Source organism: Azospirillum sp. HJ39, assembly GCF_041507355.1.
GTDB lineage: Bacteria > Pseudomonadota > Alphaproteobacteria > Azospirillales > Azospirillaceae > Azospirillum > Azospirillum thiophilum.
Map to the genome: position 1 here is coordinate 485873 of NZ_CP167910.1, position 15168 is coordinate 501040.

General features: G+C 69.4%; 8 protein-coding genes. 5 read left to right on the plus strand and 3 right to left on the minus strand.

Features of this window, described 5'->3' with window-relative positions; genetic code table 11:
- Positions 1 to 59 precede the first annotated feature (59 nt).
- Positions 60 to 812: a GntR family transcriptional regulator gene (locus tag ABMY26_RS12750; protein ID WP_372396091.1), complete on the minus strand. Its 753-nt coding sequence runs from the start codon at positions 810 to 812 to the stop codon at positions 60 to 62.
- Between the two features lie 788 nt (positions 813 to 1600).
- Between ABMY26_RS12750 and ppc the strand changes: the two genes are divergently transcribed.
- Both ppc and ABMY26_RS12760 read left to right on the plus strand, forming a co-directional pair.
- Complete coding sequence (gene ppc, locus ABMY26_RS12755; RefSeq protein ID WP_372396092.1) at positions 1601 to 4372, plus strand: phosphoenolpyruvate carboxylase; 2772 nt, start codon at positions 1601 to 1603, stop codon at positions 4370 to 4372.
- Positions 4373 to 4644: 272 nt separating this feature from the next.
- Entirely contained in the window at positions 4645 to 4860 is a 216-nt protein-coding gene (locus ABMY26_RS12760) for a hypothetical protein (RefSeq protein ID WP_372396093.1), read from the plus strand.
- Positions 4861 to 4939: 79 nt separating this feature from the next.
- On the opposite strand, the gene ABMY26_RS12765 is transcribed toward ABMY26_RS12760, so the two are convergent.
- A complete protein-coding gene (locus ABMY26_RS12765) occupies positions 4940 to 7588 on the minus strand; it encodes a methyl-accepting chemotaxis protein (RefSeq protein ID WP_372396094.1) in 2649 nt (882 codons plus the stop codon).
- Positions 7589 to 7987: 399 nt separating this feature from the next.
- Between ABMY26_RS12765 and ABMY26_RS12770 the strand changes: the two genes are divergently transcribed.
- The 3 genes from ABMY26_RS12770 to ABMY26_RS12780 are packed head-to-tail and all read left to right on the plus strand — an operon-like array spanning position 7988 to position 14320.
- Positions 7988 to 9157, plus strand: a complete 1170-nt coding sequence (locus ABMY26_RS12770) for an FIST signal transduction protein (protein ID WP_372396095.1) — start codon at positions 7988 to 7990, stop codon at positions 9155 to 9157.
- A 4-nt stretch (positions 9158 to 9161) separates the two neighbouring features.
- A complete protein-coding gene (locus ABMY26_RS12775; RefSeq protein WP_372396096.1) occupies positions 9162 to 13178 on the plus strand; it encodes a PAS domain S-box protein in 4017 nt (1338 codons plus the stop codon).
- Positions 13175 to 14320: an HD-GYP domain-containing protein gene (locus ABMY26_RS12780; protein WP_372396097.1), complete on the plus strand. Its 1146-nt coding sequence runs from the start codon at positions 13175 to 13177 to the stop codon at positions 14318 to 14320. The genes ABMY26_RS12775 and ABMY26_RS12780 overlap by 4 nt, the downstream gene beginning before the upstream one ends.
- A 46-nt stretch (positions 14321 to 14366) precedes the next feature.
- Here the strand turns inward: ABMY26_RS12780 and ABMY26_RS12785 are convergent, their stop codons facing one another.
- Positions 14367 to 15137, minus strand: coding sequence for a DUF2076 domain-containing protein (locus ABMY26_RS12785; RefSeq protein ID WP_372396098.1), 771 nt, complete (start codon positions 15135 to 15137; stop codon positions 14367 to 14369).
- Between the last annotated feature and the right edge of the window lie 31 nt (positions 15138 to 15168).

Consider the following 15168-nt stretch of genomic DNA (forward strand, 5'->3'; position numbering starts at 1 on the left):
CCAATACATGCAGGTGAGGGCAACCCGGATTGTTCCTCCCGTGAATTAAATGCGGCAGATCATCGCAGAGCGGCGGCTCGCGCCCGCCCCCTGGACGACGCCTTGGCAGGAAGCGCGGCGGCACCGTCCTCCTCGTTGAACAGGTCGGGAAACTTGCCTTCCAGTTCGGGCAGCGAGGTCAGGATCTCGCGCAGATGCAGGCCCATCGCCGCGTCGGCCTTCACCGGATCGCGGGCGACGATGGCATCCAGCACAGCCTGGTGCTGGGCGATCAGCCGGCGGATCGGCGTCGCATAGGGCACGCTGAGATAGCGGACGCGGTCCATCTGCGCCTTCGTCTCCTCGACGATGCGCCAGGCGTAGTCGCACTCCGCCCCGATGGCGATGGTGCGGTGGAACGCCTCGTCCAGCTCCAGGAAGCGGACGGGGACCGGTTCGTCGGCAATGTCCCACTGGGCCTTGATGTTGTCGCGCAGTTCGGCGAGGCCGGCCGGGGTGATGGTCTCGCAGGCCTTGCGCACCACGGCGGTCTCCACCGCCTCACGGACGAAGCGGGCGTCGAGCACCTGCTTGACCGAGATCTTGACGACGAAGGTGCCGCGCTGCGGCCGGATGGTCAGAAGCCCGGCCTCGCTCAGCTTGATGAAGGCCTCGCGCACCGGCTGGCGGCTGACGCCGAGCTGGTCGGCGATCTCCTGCTCCGACAGGGCCTGGCCGGGGCGGAACTGCATCGTCACGATGGCCTGCCGCAGCACCCGGTACACCCGCCGCGCGATCGGCTCGCCGGACTCCACGTCGATCTTGTTCAGCATCGGCACGTCATGGTTGGTGGGGCCTCGAAGCCTGCCCGAAGGAACAGGGCAGATATATGATCTATCAGGATACTACCATACCAAGCGCGCGGCAAGAGTATTTCCCGCATGTCCGGATGGGCATCATGCGCGTCTTGCAGAAAACCTCTGCCGGGACGAGGGCCGTCTTGCAAAGTTCCACAGACGACTTGCCGCCGCATGACCGGAGCGAGGGATGGATTTCCTGCGTCCTGTTTGTAATCACCCATGATCTCGCGAACCTTTCCCATATCCGTCATTCCCGCGACAGCCGGGCTCCGGCATCACGCAGCAGGGCGCAAGGAAGCCGCGCCGTGAAATCCCATGGTCGATCAGTTGGATTCCCCCGTCTCAGGCATTTTTCCAGGTGTGGCCGGCATGCAGGAAGAAACCGGCGCACCATGGCCCGGCCGACCTGCGAACGGGATCGCGTGGTGTGCGGATGGTTCGTGACCCGTCTGAATGCTAGTATGGTAGTAAAGGCGCAGCAAGCCGAAACTCGTATGGTAGCGCCCGGCGCCCGGGCATCGTGGCTGCGGGGGCAGAGGCGCGCCGCTTTATGCGACGTCGCATTTCTCAGCGCTGCGACTTATGGAAATCATTTCGCACAAGCACACGGACGGTTGAAACTTCGTACGGAATCGGCATGCTGTCCCGGATGGTCTGACCATTTCGCATGCAGGGGGCTCCCCTGCCGGAATTTTGACCATCACCCGTTCGAGCCGCGCGCCCCCGCATTCCGTCCATCCTCGACCAGGAAACCGCCGCCCATGTCCGCCATCCTGCTTCAGGAAAGTCCCGAGACGAAGGACCAGCCGCTCCGCGAAGACATCCGCCTGCTCGGGCGCATCCTGGGCGACACCGTGCGCAGCCAGGAAGGGGAGGCGGTGTTCGACATCGTCGAGCGGATCCGCCAGACCTCCATCCGCTTCCACCGCGAGGAGGACCAGGGTGCCCGCAAGGAGCTGGAAGCGATCCTGAACAGCCTGTCGCCGCCGCAGACGGCGCGGGTCGTCCGGGCCTACAGCTTCTTCTCCCACCTCGCCAACATCGCCGAGGACCAGCACCACATCCGCCGCACCCGGGCCCATGCGCTCGCCGGCTCGTCGCCGCGCGACGGCACCATGGCCCATGCGCTGGACGAGGCGATCAAGGCCGGCGTCACCACCCAGCAGTTGAAGGAGTTCTTCGACGGCGCGCTGGTCAGCCCGGTGCTGACCGCCCACCCGACCGAGGTGCAGCGCAAGAGCATCCTGACCGTGCAGATGGCGGTGGCCAAGCTGCTGGCCGAGCGCGACCACGGCCCGATGACGCCGGAGGAGGAGGACACCAACCTCGAATCGCTCCAGCGCGCCGTCCTGACGCTGTGGCAGACCGCGATCCTGCGCGCCACCAAGCTGGCGGTGACGGACGAGGTGGCGAACGGCCTGACCTTCTACGACTACACCTTCCTGCGCGAGATGCCGCGCTTCTACGCCCAGCTGGAAGACCATCTGCGCAAGACCGACCCGTCCTGGGCGACGACCGAGCTGCCATCCTTCCTGCGGATGGGCAGTTGGATCGGCGGCGACCGCGACGGCAACCCCTTCGTCACCGCACCCGTCCTGCGCCAGGCGATGCGGATGCAGAGCACCCGCGCCCTGCGCTTCTACCTGGACGAGCTGCACACGCTGGGCGCCGAGCTGTCGCTCAGCACCCGCGTCATCGACGTGTCGGAGCCGCTGCGCCAGCTGGCCGAGCGGTCGCCCGACCCGTCGCCGCACCGCAAGATGGAGCCGTACCGCCGCGCCATCTCCGGCATCTACGCCCGGCTGGCCGCGACCATGCGCACCCTCGACGGGCTGGACGCGCCGCTGCACGCGGTGGGAGACGCTCCGCCCTACGCGACCCCAGCCGAATTCCGCGCCGACCTGGAGATCATCGACCGCTCGCTGACCGTCAACGGCTCGGCGGCGCTCGCCAAGGGCCGGCTGCGCCACCTGCGCCGCGCCGTCGACCTGTTCGGCTTCCATCTCGCCAGCATCGACCTGCGCCAGAACTCAGACGTGCATGAGCGCTCGGTGGCGGAGCTGCTGTCCTTCGCCGATGCCGGCGTCGACTATGCGGCGCTGTCGGAGGACGAGCGGATCGAGCTGCTGGTCCGCGAACTGGAGACCAACCGGCCGCTCGCCTCGCGCTATGCCGGCTATTCGGAGGAAACCAGCTCGGAGCTGGACATCCTGCGCACCGCCGCCGACTGCCGCGCCCGCTTCGGCACCGACGCGCTGGTGAATTGCGTCATCTCCAAGACCGACGGCGTGTCGGACATCCTGGAGGTCGCCGTCCTGCTGAAGGAGGCCGGGCTGCTGCGGCCGAAGGACAAGGCGCTCGACCTGAACATCGCGCCGCTGTTCGAGACCATCGGCGACCTGCGCAACTGCGCCGCCACCATGGACCGGCTGCTGTCGATCCCGACCTACCGCAGCTTCCTGGAAAGCCGCGGCAACCTGCAGGAGGTGATGCTCGGCTATTCGGACAGCAACAAGGACGGCGGGTTCATGACCTCCGGCTGGGAGCTGTACAAGGCCGAGATCGCGCTGGTCGAGGTGTTCGCCAGACATGGCGTGCGGCTGCGGCTGTTCCATGGCCGCGGCGGCTCGGTCGGCCGCGGCGGCGGCCCCAGCTATCAGGCGATCCTGGCCCAGCCGGCCGGCGCGGTGCAGGGCGCCATCCGCATCACCGAACAGGGCGAGGTCATCGCCGGCAAATATTCCAACCCCGAGGTCGGCCGCCGCAACCTGGAAACGCTGGCCGCGGCAACCCTGGAAGCGACCCTGCTGCATCCGGAATCGGCCGAGCCCTGCACCGACCTGTTCCTCCAGACCATGGAAGAGCTGTCGGAGAGCGCCTTCAAGGCCTATCGCGGGCTGGTCTACGAAACCGACGGTTTCGAGAAGTATTTCTGGGAATCGACGGTGATCGGCGAGATCGCCAACCTCAACATCGGCAGCCGCCCGGCCTCGCGCAAGAAATCGACCAGCATCGAGGATCTGCGCGCGATTCCCTGGGTGTTCAGCTGGGCGCAATGCCGCCTGATGCTGCCGGGCTGGTACGGCTTCGGGTCGGCGGTGAAGGCCTATCTCGCCCAGCATCCGGACGGGATGGAGCGGCTGCGCGCCATGCACCGCGACTGGGGCTTCTTCCGCACGCTGCTGTCCAACATGGACATGGTGCTGGCAAAGTCGAACATCGCCATCGCGTCCCGCTATGCCGGCCTGGTGTCCGATCCGGCGCTGCGCGACGCCATCTTCTCGCGCATCCGCACCGAGTGGCAGGACAGCATCGACGCGCTGCTGGCGATCACCGAACAGTCGGCGCTGCTGGAGAAGAACCCGCTGCTGGCGCGGTCGATCCGCAACCGCTTCCCCTATCTGGACCCGCTCAACCACGTCCAGGTGGAGTTGCTGAAGCGCCACCGCTCCAGCGACAGCGGCGAGCAGATCGCCCGCGGCATCCATCTGACCATCAATGGCATCGCCGCCGGATTGCGCAACAGCGGCTGATCCGCATCGCTGACAATCCAGATCGCCGATTTGGAAAAGCCCCTCGTTCCCCGTGGACGAGGGGCTTTTCCATATGCGGACGATCCCAAATCTGCCCGGGCCAGCCATCTTGGCCTTGTCTTGTGCAATGCCGTTCAAATCTTCGGCGCTGCAATATGCCGCACGCGAATTCGGATGGCTGAACCGCAAAAAGTCATGGGGTCTTTCAAAAATCCGAATTGAAGGCCGGCGAATAGTTTGATAGCTGTCGCGGCCTCACCAGGAGAATTGGTATGACCACTCACTCACAACAGCAGCAGATGGCCCAGCCGGCGGAGCAGCGCGGGCAGGGATCGGCCGGCATCCAGCAAGGTATGTCGGATGCAGCCGCAGGCCCCGCCGGGGACGGGCAGGGCACCCAGGATTATTTCGGCGGGGCCTGCGGCGCCGGTGCCGGCGCGGCGATCCTGTGGCAGCCGATCACCGTGCAGAGGACCGGCCGTCGTTGATGGGTCCGGACAGCCTCAGCCCGGAAAGACGCCTCCGCCGCCCCTGAACGGAGCGGCGGAGAGCTGTGGTGAGAAATCCTCAGCCGGCCCGCATGCGGTCGACCAGGCTGTCGACCTGCGAGCCGAGCGAGCGCACCTCGTCCGCCACGGTGGACGACGCGGTGAGCACACGGCTGGCCGATTCGCCCGATTCGGCGGCGGCACGGGCCACCGAGTCGATGTTGCGGCGCACATGCTGGGTGCCGTCGGCGGCCTCGCCGACATTGCGGGCGATCTCGCGGGTGGCCGCGCTCTGCTGCTCGACGGCGGCGGCGACGGTGGCGGCGATCTCGTTGATCTCGCGGATGGTGCCGGCAATGGAGCGGATGGCGTCCACCGCATCCTGCGTCACCGCCTGCATCGCCTGGATCTGGCTGGAGATTTCCTCGGTCGCCTTGCCGGTCTGGTTGGCGAGGCTCTTCACTTCCGACGCCACCACGGCGAAGCCCTTGCCCGCCTCTCCCGCCCGCGCCGCCTCGATGGTGGCGTTCAGCGCCAGCAGGTTGGTCTGGCTGGCGATGTCGTTGATGAGGTTGACCACCTCGCCGATCTTGTTGGCGCTCTGCGACAATCCCTCGACCGTACGGTCGGTGCGTTCGGCCTCGTCGGCCGCCTTGCGGGCGATCCGGCTGGAGGTGTGGACCTGCGAGCCGATCTCCTGGATGGAGGCCGACAGCTCCTCGGTCGCGGCGGCCACCGCCTTGACGCTGCCTTCGGCCTGCTGGGAGGTGCTGGCGGCGGTCGAGGCCTCGCCGGTGGTGGTTTCGGCGTTGCGGCTCATGCGCTGGGCCATGTCCTGCATCTCGCCGGCGGCGCGGGCGACGCGGTCGAGCACGCCGCGGACGCTGCTCTCGAAACTCTCCGCCATCTCGACCATGGCGCGGCGGCGTTCGCCGGCGGCGCGGCTGCGTTCGGTTTCGGCCCGGGCGTTGGCCGCGTTCGCCTCGTTGGCGGTGTCGCGGAAGACCATCAGGGCGCGGGTCATGTCGCCGATCTCGTCCGTCCCGGCGACGGGGATCGGCGCGTTGAGGTTGCCGCCGGCAATCGCCCGCATGGCGTCCGACAACTGGCCGATGCGGGCGACGATGTTGCGGCCGACCACGAACCAGGCCAGCGCCGCGGCACCGACCAGGCTGGCGGCGGCGAACAGGATCAGCATCGTCCGGCCGGTGGCCAGCGCATCGGTCGCCCCGGCGGCGGCGGCGTCCGCCTCCTTCTTCATCGCCAGGATCTGGCCGTCGATCATGCCGGCGAACTCCTGGGCGATCTGGCGGTTCTCGGCCAGGATCAGCTCGTTCTCGTCGACCGCCTGCAACTCCGACCGGCGCAGCGCGAACAGGCTGGACTCGCCCTTGCCGAAGCCGGTCAGGGCTTCGGCGCTGCGGACCAGCTTCGGCAGCCCGTCGTCGCCGACCGACTGCAGGGCCTTCAACCGCTCCGTCATCGCCTTGGCGGCGGCGGCGTAGCGGGCCTCCAGCGTCGCCAGCCGATCCTCCGTCGGGGCCTGCGTCGCCTCGTTCAGGGCACCGACGGTGGCGGCTGCATAGGTCGACAGCTCCAGATATGTCCGGAAACGGGCCAGCCCGTCGCCCAGCAGATCCTGCATCGAATCGCGGGTCTGCGAGCGGATGTTGACGCTGGACAGCTTGATCTCGGCCTTCAGCCGCATCAGCGGCGATTCCATCTGGTCCAGCAGCGCCGCCTGCTTGCGCGCCGCCTCGGCCAGCACATCGGCGATCTTCTGGCGGATGGTGGCGCGCTCGCCGCTGTCCGCCGGCAGTTCCAGCGCCTTGCGGCGCAGGTCGAACACCCCGTCGGCACCGTCGCCCAGCAGGAAGAAGGCGTCGAGCCCGTCGGAGGTCTCCTTGCTCAGGCGGCTGCCCACCTGCGCGGTGGCGCTGACCATGCGGGCGGCGGCTTCCAGATAGTTTTGCTGGTGCTGGGTGACGGCGAAGGCGGTCTCGGCGCCGCCGGCGCGGGTCAGCGCTTCGGACGAAACGCTGAGGTCGCCGCGCACCTCATACATGGTGATCAGCGAGCGCACAGCGTCCCCCAGCGCGTTCATGTCGCGCTCGGTGCTGGTGTCCAGCGTCTCGCCCTTGCCGCGCAGGGTCGCGCCGGCCCGGTCGGTCAGCGGCGTCAGCGCGGCCAGGAAGTCGTCGTAGGAGGCCGCCAGCCCGACGCCCTTCTCCTCGCGGGTATCGCGAACGGACAGGCGGCGGTCGACGGCGGCGTTCTCCTTGTCCAGCGTGACGACCAGCGCCTGGGTCTTGGCCCGCAGGTCCGGGATGCGCGCATCGCCGGGGCGGCGGCCGCCCAGCTCGTCCACCAGGGCGGCCAGCGTCTTGGCGCTGCCCATGATCTGGCGGTAGGCGCGCTCGCGCTCGGCCTGGGTTTCGGCGGAGTCCAGCACCGGAGCGGCGGCGGCGATGCCGCTGCTTTCGCCGGACAGGCGCTTGGCCAGCTCCATTTCCGGCAGGCCGGTGCCGACGATCTGCGTCAGCGGCGCCTCCACCGCCGAGAAGGAGGTCAAGCCGACGCCGCTCGCCGCGACCGTCATGCCCGCCATGCCGGCGAAAGCCATCAGGAGCTTGCCGCGCACGCCCAGGCGGCGGCCGCGCGGTTGGCCGTGTGTCTCGCCATACTGCCGACCCGGCATCGTCGTATCGTCGCGGTCGTCGATCGTCATGCTGCGCCCCTAACCTCCCGGAAAATGTGACCGACCTGGCTTGCCGCCCCTTGTGTATTCGTCATCTATTCGTCGGGTGTGTCTTCGTTCGCACGCATGCGTTCGCCTGCATGCACCCGGATCGGCCTCGCCGCGGCCGCTCCCCCTCCCCCAAGGGATCGATTCGGTTCCGCACTGCTTGGCTGGCCAACCATACTGCAGTGTGGTTGACAGATCCTTACGGGGGAAGACCCATTTTCCGACATCGAGGACATAGCCTCTTTCGATGGAATGAAGGCGCCCGGCCGTCCGGGCATGCGTCATTATGACTATTGGCACCACCCGAAAGTGATAGTTCCTCTACCTGGCTTCAGCTTCATGTTACTCTTTCGGACAGGCTGGCCAGGATGGAGACGAGCTATGCGGGTCTGGCAGACGGTGATCGCACCCTCGGCGGCTGAGCTGTGCCCGCCGGCCGCCCCGCAACCGGTGCAGCTCGTGCTGGTCTTCGGCTCCGTCGCCCGCTTCGACCGCCCGGGCTTCGCCGAGGCGCTCGCCGCCGCCCATCCCGGCGCATTGCTGGCCGGATGCAGCACCGCGGGCGAGATCGTCGGCGACCGGGTGCTCGACGACTCCTGCACCGTCACCGCCATCGGGTTCGACCGCGGCGAGGTCGCGGCGGCGGAGGCCGATATCGCATCCATCGCTGAGTCCGGGCAGGCAGGGGAGGTTCTGGGCAAGGCGCTTGCCGCAAGGCCCGGCCTGACCGGCGTCCTTCTGTTCGCCCCCGGCGTCGCGGTGAACGGCAGCGCACTGATAGACGGGCTGGTGGATTGCCTGCCGGCGGGCGTGCCGGTGTCCGGCGGGCTGGCGGGCGACGGCGGCGCCTTCGTCCGCACCCTGGTCCTGGGACCGTCCGGCCTGTCGGACGGGCGGGCCGTCGCGGTCGGCTTCTATGGCGGGTCCCTGCAGTTCGGGCTCGGTTCCGTCGGCGGATGGGAGCCGTTCGGGCCGGCGCGCAAGGTGACGCGGGCGGTCGGCAACCTGCTGCTGCAGCTGGACGGGGAACCGGCGCTGAACGTCTACAAGCGCTATCTCGGCGACTATGCCCGCGACCTGCCGGCATCGGGCCTGCTGTTCCCGTTCGAGCTGCTGAACGGCAACCATGATTCGGTCGGGCTGATCCGCACCATCCTCGGCATCGACGAGGATGCAGGCGGCCTGGTCCTGGCCGGCACGGTGGACGAGGGATATTACCTGCGGCTGATGCACGCCAGCACCGACGGGCTGGTCGACGGGGCGGAGCAGGCCGGCGCCATCGCCGCCGCCGGTGAAGCGGAGGCCAGCAGAACGGAGGCCAGCCAAGCAGAAACCGGCGACCGGCTCGCCCTGCTGGTCAGCTGCGTCGGGCGCAAGCTGGTGATGGGCGACCGGGTGGAGGAGGAGGTGCAGGCGGTGGCCGACCGGCTGGGGCCGGGCACGGTGCTGACCGGCTTCTACTCCTACGGCGAGATCGGGCCGATGCGCGACATGCTCGATTGCCGGCTGCACAACCAGACGATGACGGTCGCCCTGCTGACGGAACGCTGACCGCATGCACCGCCTGCTCCAGAACCAGTTCAAGCGCGTGCTGGGCCTGCCCACCGCCGAGGCGGCGGAGCCGGTGCTGGCCGAGTTGCGGGCGCTCGCCGGCAGCGCCGGCCTGTCGCCGGAGGCGGCGCGGGTTCTGGACGGGCTGCCGGCGCTGTTCGCCCGCATCTCGCAAAGCTACGACCAGGCCGACCGCGACCTGACCCTGCGGGCCCGCAGCCTGCAATTGAGTTCGGAGGAACTTGCCGACGCCAACGAGCGGCTGCGGCACGAGGCGGCGGCCCAGGCCCACGCCATCCACCGGCTGCGCGGCGTCGCCAACAGCCTGTTGCGGGCCGACGGACGCCCGGAACTGCCGGATTCCGCCGACGCCGGCCCGACCGACAGCCTGGAACGGCTGAGCCAGCTGATGGCCGCGCTGGTTGAGGAGCGTTCCGCGGCGCAGCGGGCGCTGGAGCGGCAGAAATTCGCCCTCGACCAGCACGCCATCGTCAGCATCACCGATCACCGCGGCGTCATCACCTACGCCAACGACAAGTTCTGCCAGATCAGCGGCTTCCCCCGGGACGAACTGCTGGGCAACACGCACCGGATCGTGAATTCCGGCCACCATCCCGCCGGCTTCTTCGCGGAGATGTGGCGCACCATCATGGACGGGCAGGTCTGGCACGGCGAGATCTGCAACCGGACCAAGGCGGGCGAGGAATACTGGGTCGCCGCGACCATCGTCCCGCAACCGGGCACCGGCGGCAAGCCGCACCAGTACATCGCCATCCGCACCGACATCACCCAGCGCCGGCGGATGGAGGCGGAGCTGGAGGACAGCCGCCGCTTCCTGCAGAGCATCACCGACAGCATGGGCGAGGGCGTCTTCTCGCTCGACCGCGGCGGCTTCTGCACCTTCCTCAATCCGGAAGCCGAACGGCTGCTCGGCTGGCCGCTGGAGGATCTGCGCGGCATCACCCTGCACGACGCCGTCCATCACAAGGACGGGATGGGACGGCCGGTCGCCAAGGAGGATTGCCCGGTGCTGTCCAGCATCCGGCGCGGCGAGATCCACCGCTCGGAGAACGACCATTTCGTCCGGCGCGACGGCACCGTCTTTCCCATCGCCATCACCGCGGTGCCGCTGCGCGAGGACGGGCGCATCGTCGGCTCGGTCACCGTCTTCCGCGACATCACCGAACGCCGGCGCATGCTGACCGCCCTGCAGGAGAGCGAGGAGCGGCTGATCGTGGCGCTGGACGCCTCCAACACCGGGCTGTGGGACTGGAATCCGGTGTCGGATTACGCCTATTTCTCCGACCGCTGGCTGGCCATGCTCGGTTATGCCCAGGGCGAGCTGCCGCCCTGCGGCGCCACCTGGCTCGACCTGCTGCACCCCGACGACCGGGAGCGCGTGCTGTCCACGCTGGAGGCTCATGTCGGCGGACGGGCGCCGGTCTACGAGGTCGAGTTCCGCATGCGCCACAAGTCGGGCGACTGGGTGTGGATCCTGTCGGCCGGCAAGGTGACGGACCGCGATCCGGCCGGCCTGCCGACCCGCATCACCGGCATCCACAAGGACGTCACCGACCGCAAGCGCACCGAGGACGAGCTTGCCCGCGCCAAGGAGGAGGCCGACCGCGCCAACCGGCAGAAGAGCGACTTCCTGGCCAACATGAGCCACGAGATCCGGACGCCGATGAATGCGGTGATCGGGCTGAGCCACCTGATGATGAAGACAGAGCTGACGGCCCGCCAGCGCGACTATCTGGACAAGATCCAGGCATCGTCGCGAAGCCTGCTCGGCATCATCAACGACATCCTGGACTTCTCGAAGGTCGAGGCCGGCAAGCTGGAGATCGAGGCGATCCCCTTCCACATCGGCGACGTGCTGCAGGAGGTGGCGACCGTCGTCCAGCCGCGGTTGCGGGAAAAGGGGCTGGAGCTGATCGTCGATCTCGGCACCGGCGTGCCGGGCACCCTGGTCGGCGACCCGCTGCGGCTGGGGCAGGTGATCCTCAACCTCGTCTCCAACGCCGTGAAATTCACCGAACGGGGCGAGGTGGTGGTTTCGGTCGGCGGCCATATCGGCACCGGCGACGAGTACCGGCTGGAGGTGGAGGTCTGCGACACCGGCATCGGCATGTCGCCCGACCAGACGGCGGCGCTGTTCCGCCCCTTCACCCAGGCCGACAGCTCGACCACCCGGCGTTTCGGCGGCACCGGGCTGGGGCTGGCGATCTGCCGGCAGCTGGTGGAGCTGATGGGCGGCGGCGTGTCGGTGGAAAGCAGCCCGGGGGAGGGCAGCATCTTCCGCTTCTCCGTCCGCAGCCGCGTCGCCGCCGGGGAGACGGTGGACGACCGGCTGCCCGGCGACCTGATGGACCGCCGGGTGCTGGTGGTCGACGACAGCGACGCCGTGCGCTCCATCCTGACCGACATGCTGGAGCGGTTCGGGTTGGCCGTGGAATCGGTCGGCGACGGCCGGTCCGCCCTGCGCCGGCTGGAGGAGGGGCAGGCCGGCCTCAAGCCGGCGGTGGAGCTGGTGGTGCTGGACTGGCGCATGCCGGACCTGGACGGGGTGGAGACGCTGCGCCGGCTGCGCGCGCTCCCCGGTGTCCGGTCCCCGGTGGTGATGACGACCGCCTATGGCGCCGAGGGTGTCCAGGCGGCGCTGACCATGGCTCTGGGCGGCGAGATGGGCGGAACGCCGAACGGAGCGCCGCCGGTCACCGCCATCCTGGAAAAGCCGGTGACGCCTTCGGCGATGTTCGATTCGGTGATGACGGCGCTCGGCAGCTCGGCGCCGCGGACCGCCGTCGACTCCGCGCGCCGTCTCCGCGATCCGGCGCAGTCGACCGAACTGTCGGCGCTGGTCGGGCGCAGCGTGCTGCTGGTGGAGGACAATCCGGTCAACCAGCAGGTGGCAAGCGGCCTGCTGGAGCTGGTCGGGATCGAGGCGATGGTGGTCGCCAGCGGCGAGGAGGCCCTGCAATGCCTGCGCGAGGTCAAGTTCGACCTGGTGCTGATGGACGTGCAGATGCCGGGGCTGGACGGCTATGAGACGACCCGGCTCATCCGGCGCGACCTGGAGCTGTCGGCCCTGCCCATCGTCGCCATGACCGCCCATGCCATGGCCGGCGACCGCGAGCGCTGCCTGGACGCCGGCATGAACGACCATGTCTCCAAGCCGATCGACCCGGAAGCGCTCTACGCCGCGCTCGCCCGCTGGCTGAAGCCGGTGCGCGGGCTGGGGGGCGGGCTGGGTGGCGGACTGGGAGGAGGAGGAGGGGCGGGCGTCGCGCCGACGCTGGCGGCGGCCGCCGTCTCGGCCGCTCCGGCGCTGCCCGACAGCCTGCCGGCGCTCGATCTTGCGGTGGCGCGGCGAAACGTGAACGGCAACCTCGCCCTGCTGCGCCGCATCCTGGTCGATTTCGCCGCCACCCATGCCGACGAGGCGCTGCATCTGGATGCCGCGGTGCGCGAAGACCGCTGGCCCGACGTGCTGCGGCTGTCCCACACGCTGAAGGGCACCGCCGCCACCGTCGGCGCCATGGACCTGTCGGTCCTGGCTAGCGCGGTGGAGCAGGGTGCCATGGCCGATCCGCCGGTGCTGGAGGACGGCCTGCTGGACCGGCTTGCCGGCGCGCTCGCCGTCGTGGTGGAAGGCATCGGCGTCCTGGGCCGGCCGGTACCGCAGGATATGCCCGCGCCGGCTCCCGCCGGCAGCCCCCAGGCGGCCCGGGCTTCCACGCCCCAGCCTTCGGGGAACCGGCCCGCCGCGACGGCCTGTCCGCCGGAGATCCGGCAGGCGGCGCTGCCCCTGGCCGACCGGCTGGGAACGCTGCTGTCCGCCGGGGATCCCGAGGCGGTCGATCTTGCCGAGGCGCTGGTCGGCCTGCTGGCCGGCAGCCCGGCGGCGGCAGCAGCCGAGCGGGTAGCCCGCCATGCCGGCACCTTCGACTTCGAGGATGCCGCCACCGCCCTGGCCGATCTGCGCGACCGGCTCGGCGACCATGGAAGGACCGCAGCATGAGCATGCAGCCACCCGACAGCCCTTCCAGCGGATCTTCCGCCGGTGGCGGAAAGCCCCGCATCCTGGTGGTCGACGACGAGCCGATCAACCTGAAGGTGATGACCGACCTCCTGCGCGACAGCTACGGCCTGACCGTGGCGAAGGACGGGCCGCAGGCGCTCGCCCGGCTGGCCGGCGATCCGCTGCCCGACCTGATCCTGCTGGACGTGATGATGCCGGGCATGGACGGGGTGGAGGTGTGCCGCCGGCTGAAGGCCGACTCCCGCACCGCCGAGCTGCCGGTGATCTTCATCACCGCGATGGGGCAGGTCCATGACGAAACCCGGGGGTTCGAGGCGGGGGCGGTCGATTACATCACCAAGCCGATCTCGCCGCCGGTGATGCTGGCGCGGGTCCGCACCCACATCGCACTGCGCGAGGCGCGCCGCGCGCTCGCCGACCAGAACCGGCAGCTGGAAATCCGGGTGGCGGAGCGCACGCGCGACCTGCTGCGCGCCCAGGACGCCACCATCCGCGCCATGGCCTCGCTGGCGGAGACCCGCGACAACGAAACCGGCAACCACATCCGCCGCACCCAGAACTATGTGCTGGCGCTCGCCCTGCACCTCCGCCACGACCCGCGCTATGCCGGCCGGCTCGACGAGGGGACCATCGAGCTGCTCTACAAGTCGGCGCCGCTGCACGATGTCGGCAAGGTCGGCATCCCCGATTCGATCCTGCTGAAGCCGGGGAAGCTCAGCGACGACGAATTCCACGTCATGAAGACCCACGCCGCGCTGGGCCACGACGCCATCTTCGCCGCCGAAGGGCAGGCGGAGATGGCGGCGCTGGGCGAAAGCTCGTTCCTGCGCATCGCCCGCGAGATCGCGCACGGCCACCATGAACGCTGGGACGGCACCGGCTATCCCCAGGGTCTGGCCGGGGAGGCGATTCCGCTGTCGGCCCGGCTGATGGCGGTGGCCGACGTCTATGACGCGCTGATCAGCCGCCGCTGCTACAAGCCGGCCTTCCCGCACGAGAGGGCGGCGGCGATCATCCGCGAGGGCAGCGGCAGCCATTTCGATCCGGCGGTCGTCGACGCCTTCGTCGCCCTGGAGAACGAGTTCAAGGACATCGCCGGGCGCTATCGCGACGAGGAGTGAGCGGCAGGCCACTCAGCTCCATGAGACGGTCAGATCGACGATCCGGTCAGATCCACGAATCGTCCCCGCCGCTGCCGCCGCCATCGTCGAAGGGCGCGTCGTCCGGCGCCGGCTGGTCCTGGTCGTAGGAAACGTCCCGGGCCGCATCCTCTGGGAAGGCGCCCCGGTCGTCGCCGTAATAATTGTTGACCACCGTTTCGTTGACCGTCGTTTCCCCGGTTGGCGTCTGGGCCACCGCCTCGCCGAAGGGACCGGGGGAATGATGCAGCAGCGAGGAGATCGCGCTCGCCGCCAGCATGCCGCCGGCGACGCCGGCCGCCGTCTGCGCCGCTCCGGCGAAGAACCCGCCGCCGCGCGGGGCCATGCCGGCCTGGGGGAAGGGCTGTTGCGGGTAGGGTTGCTGGGGATAGGCCGCGCCGGGCTGTCCATAGCCGGGCACCGCGATGCCGGTCGGGGCATTGGGCGGAGCGGCCCATGGGGTGCGGCCGGCCGGCGGCGGGGCGGCAGGCTGCTCGCCGCCGCGGCTCCACGGGCTGCGGCCGATGCCCAGCGCGTTCGACAGGAAGCTGCCGCCCGTCGACGCCGGCCGGTCGGCACGGTCGCGCGCCTGACGCTCCAACTCCTCGATCCGGGTCTGGGCGGCGGTCAGGGCCTGCTGCTGGACCAGGACGGTTTGCGCCATGTAATAGGCGGACAGCGGCTGGTCCTGGACCGACCGGCGGATGAAATCCTCCGCCTCGGCGTCGCGGGGCTGGGCTTCCGCCTCGCGCAGGCGGCGGAACAGGTCGGACAGCAGCGTGCGTTCCTCGGGGGTCATCGACGTCTCCTGGCAGAGCGCCCGATCGCAA

What these genes read in the sequence shown, in the direction of transcription:
- ABMY26_RS12780 (WP_372396097.1), top strand. Translation starts at nt 13,175, where the DNA reads ATGAGCATGCAGCCACCCGACAGCCCTTCCAGCGGATCTTCCGCCGGT.
- ppc (WP_372396092.1), top strand. Translation starts at nt 1,601, where the DNA reads ATGTCCGCCATCCTGCTTCAGGAAAGTCCCGAGACGAAGGACCAGCCG.
- ABMY26_RS12765 (WP_372396094.1), bottom strand. Translation starts at nt 7,588, where the DNA reads ATGACGATCGACGACCGCGACGATACGACGATGCCGGGTCGGCAGTAT.
- ABMY26_RS12750 (WP_372396091.1), bottom strand. Translation starts at nt 812, where the DNA reads ATGCTGAACAAGATCGACGTGGAGTCCGGCGAGCCGATCGCGCGGCGG.
- ABMY26_RS12770 (WP_372396095.1), top strand. Translation starts at nt 7,988, where the DNA reads ATGCGGGTCTGGCAGACGGTGATCGCACCCTCGGCGGCTGAGCTGTGC.
- ABMY26_RS12760 (WP_372396093.1), top strand. Translation starts at nt 4,645, where the DNA reads ATGACCACTCACTCACAACAGCAGCAGATGGCCCAGCCGGCGGAGCAG.
- ABMY26_RS12785 (WP_372396098.1), bottom strand. Translation starts at nt 15,137, where the DNA reads ATGACCCCCGAGGAACGCACGCTGCTGTCCGACCTGTTCCGCCGCCTG.
- ABMY26_RS12775 (WP_372396096.1), top strand. Translation starts at nt 9,162, where the DNA reads ATGCACCGCCTGCTCCAGAACCAGTTCAAGCGCGTGCTGGGCCTGCCC.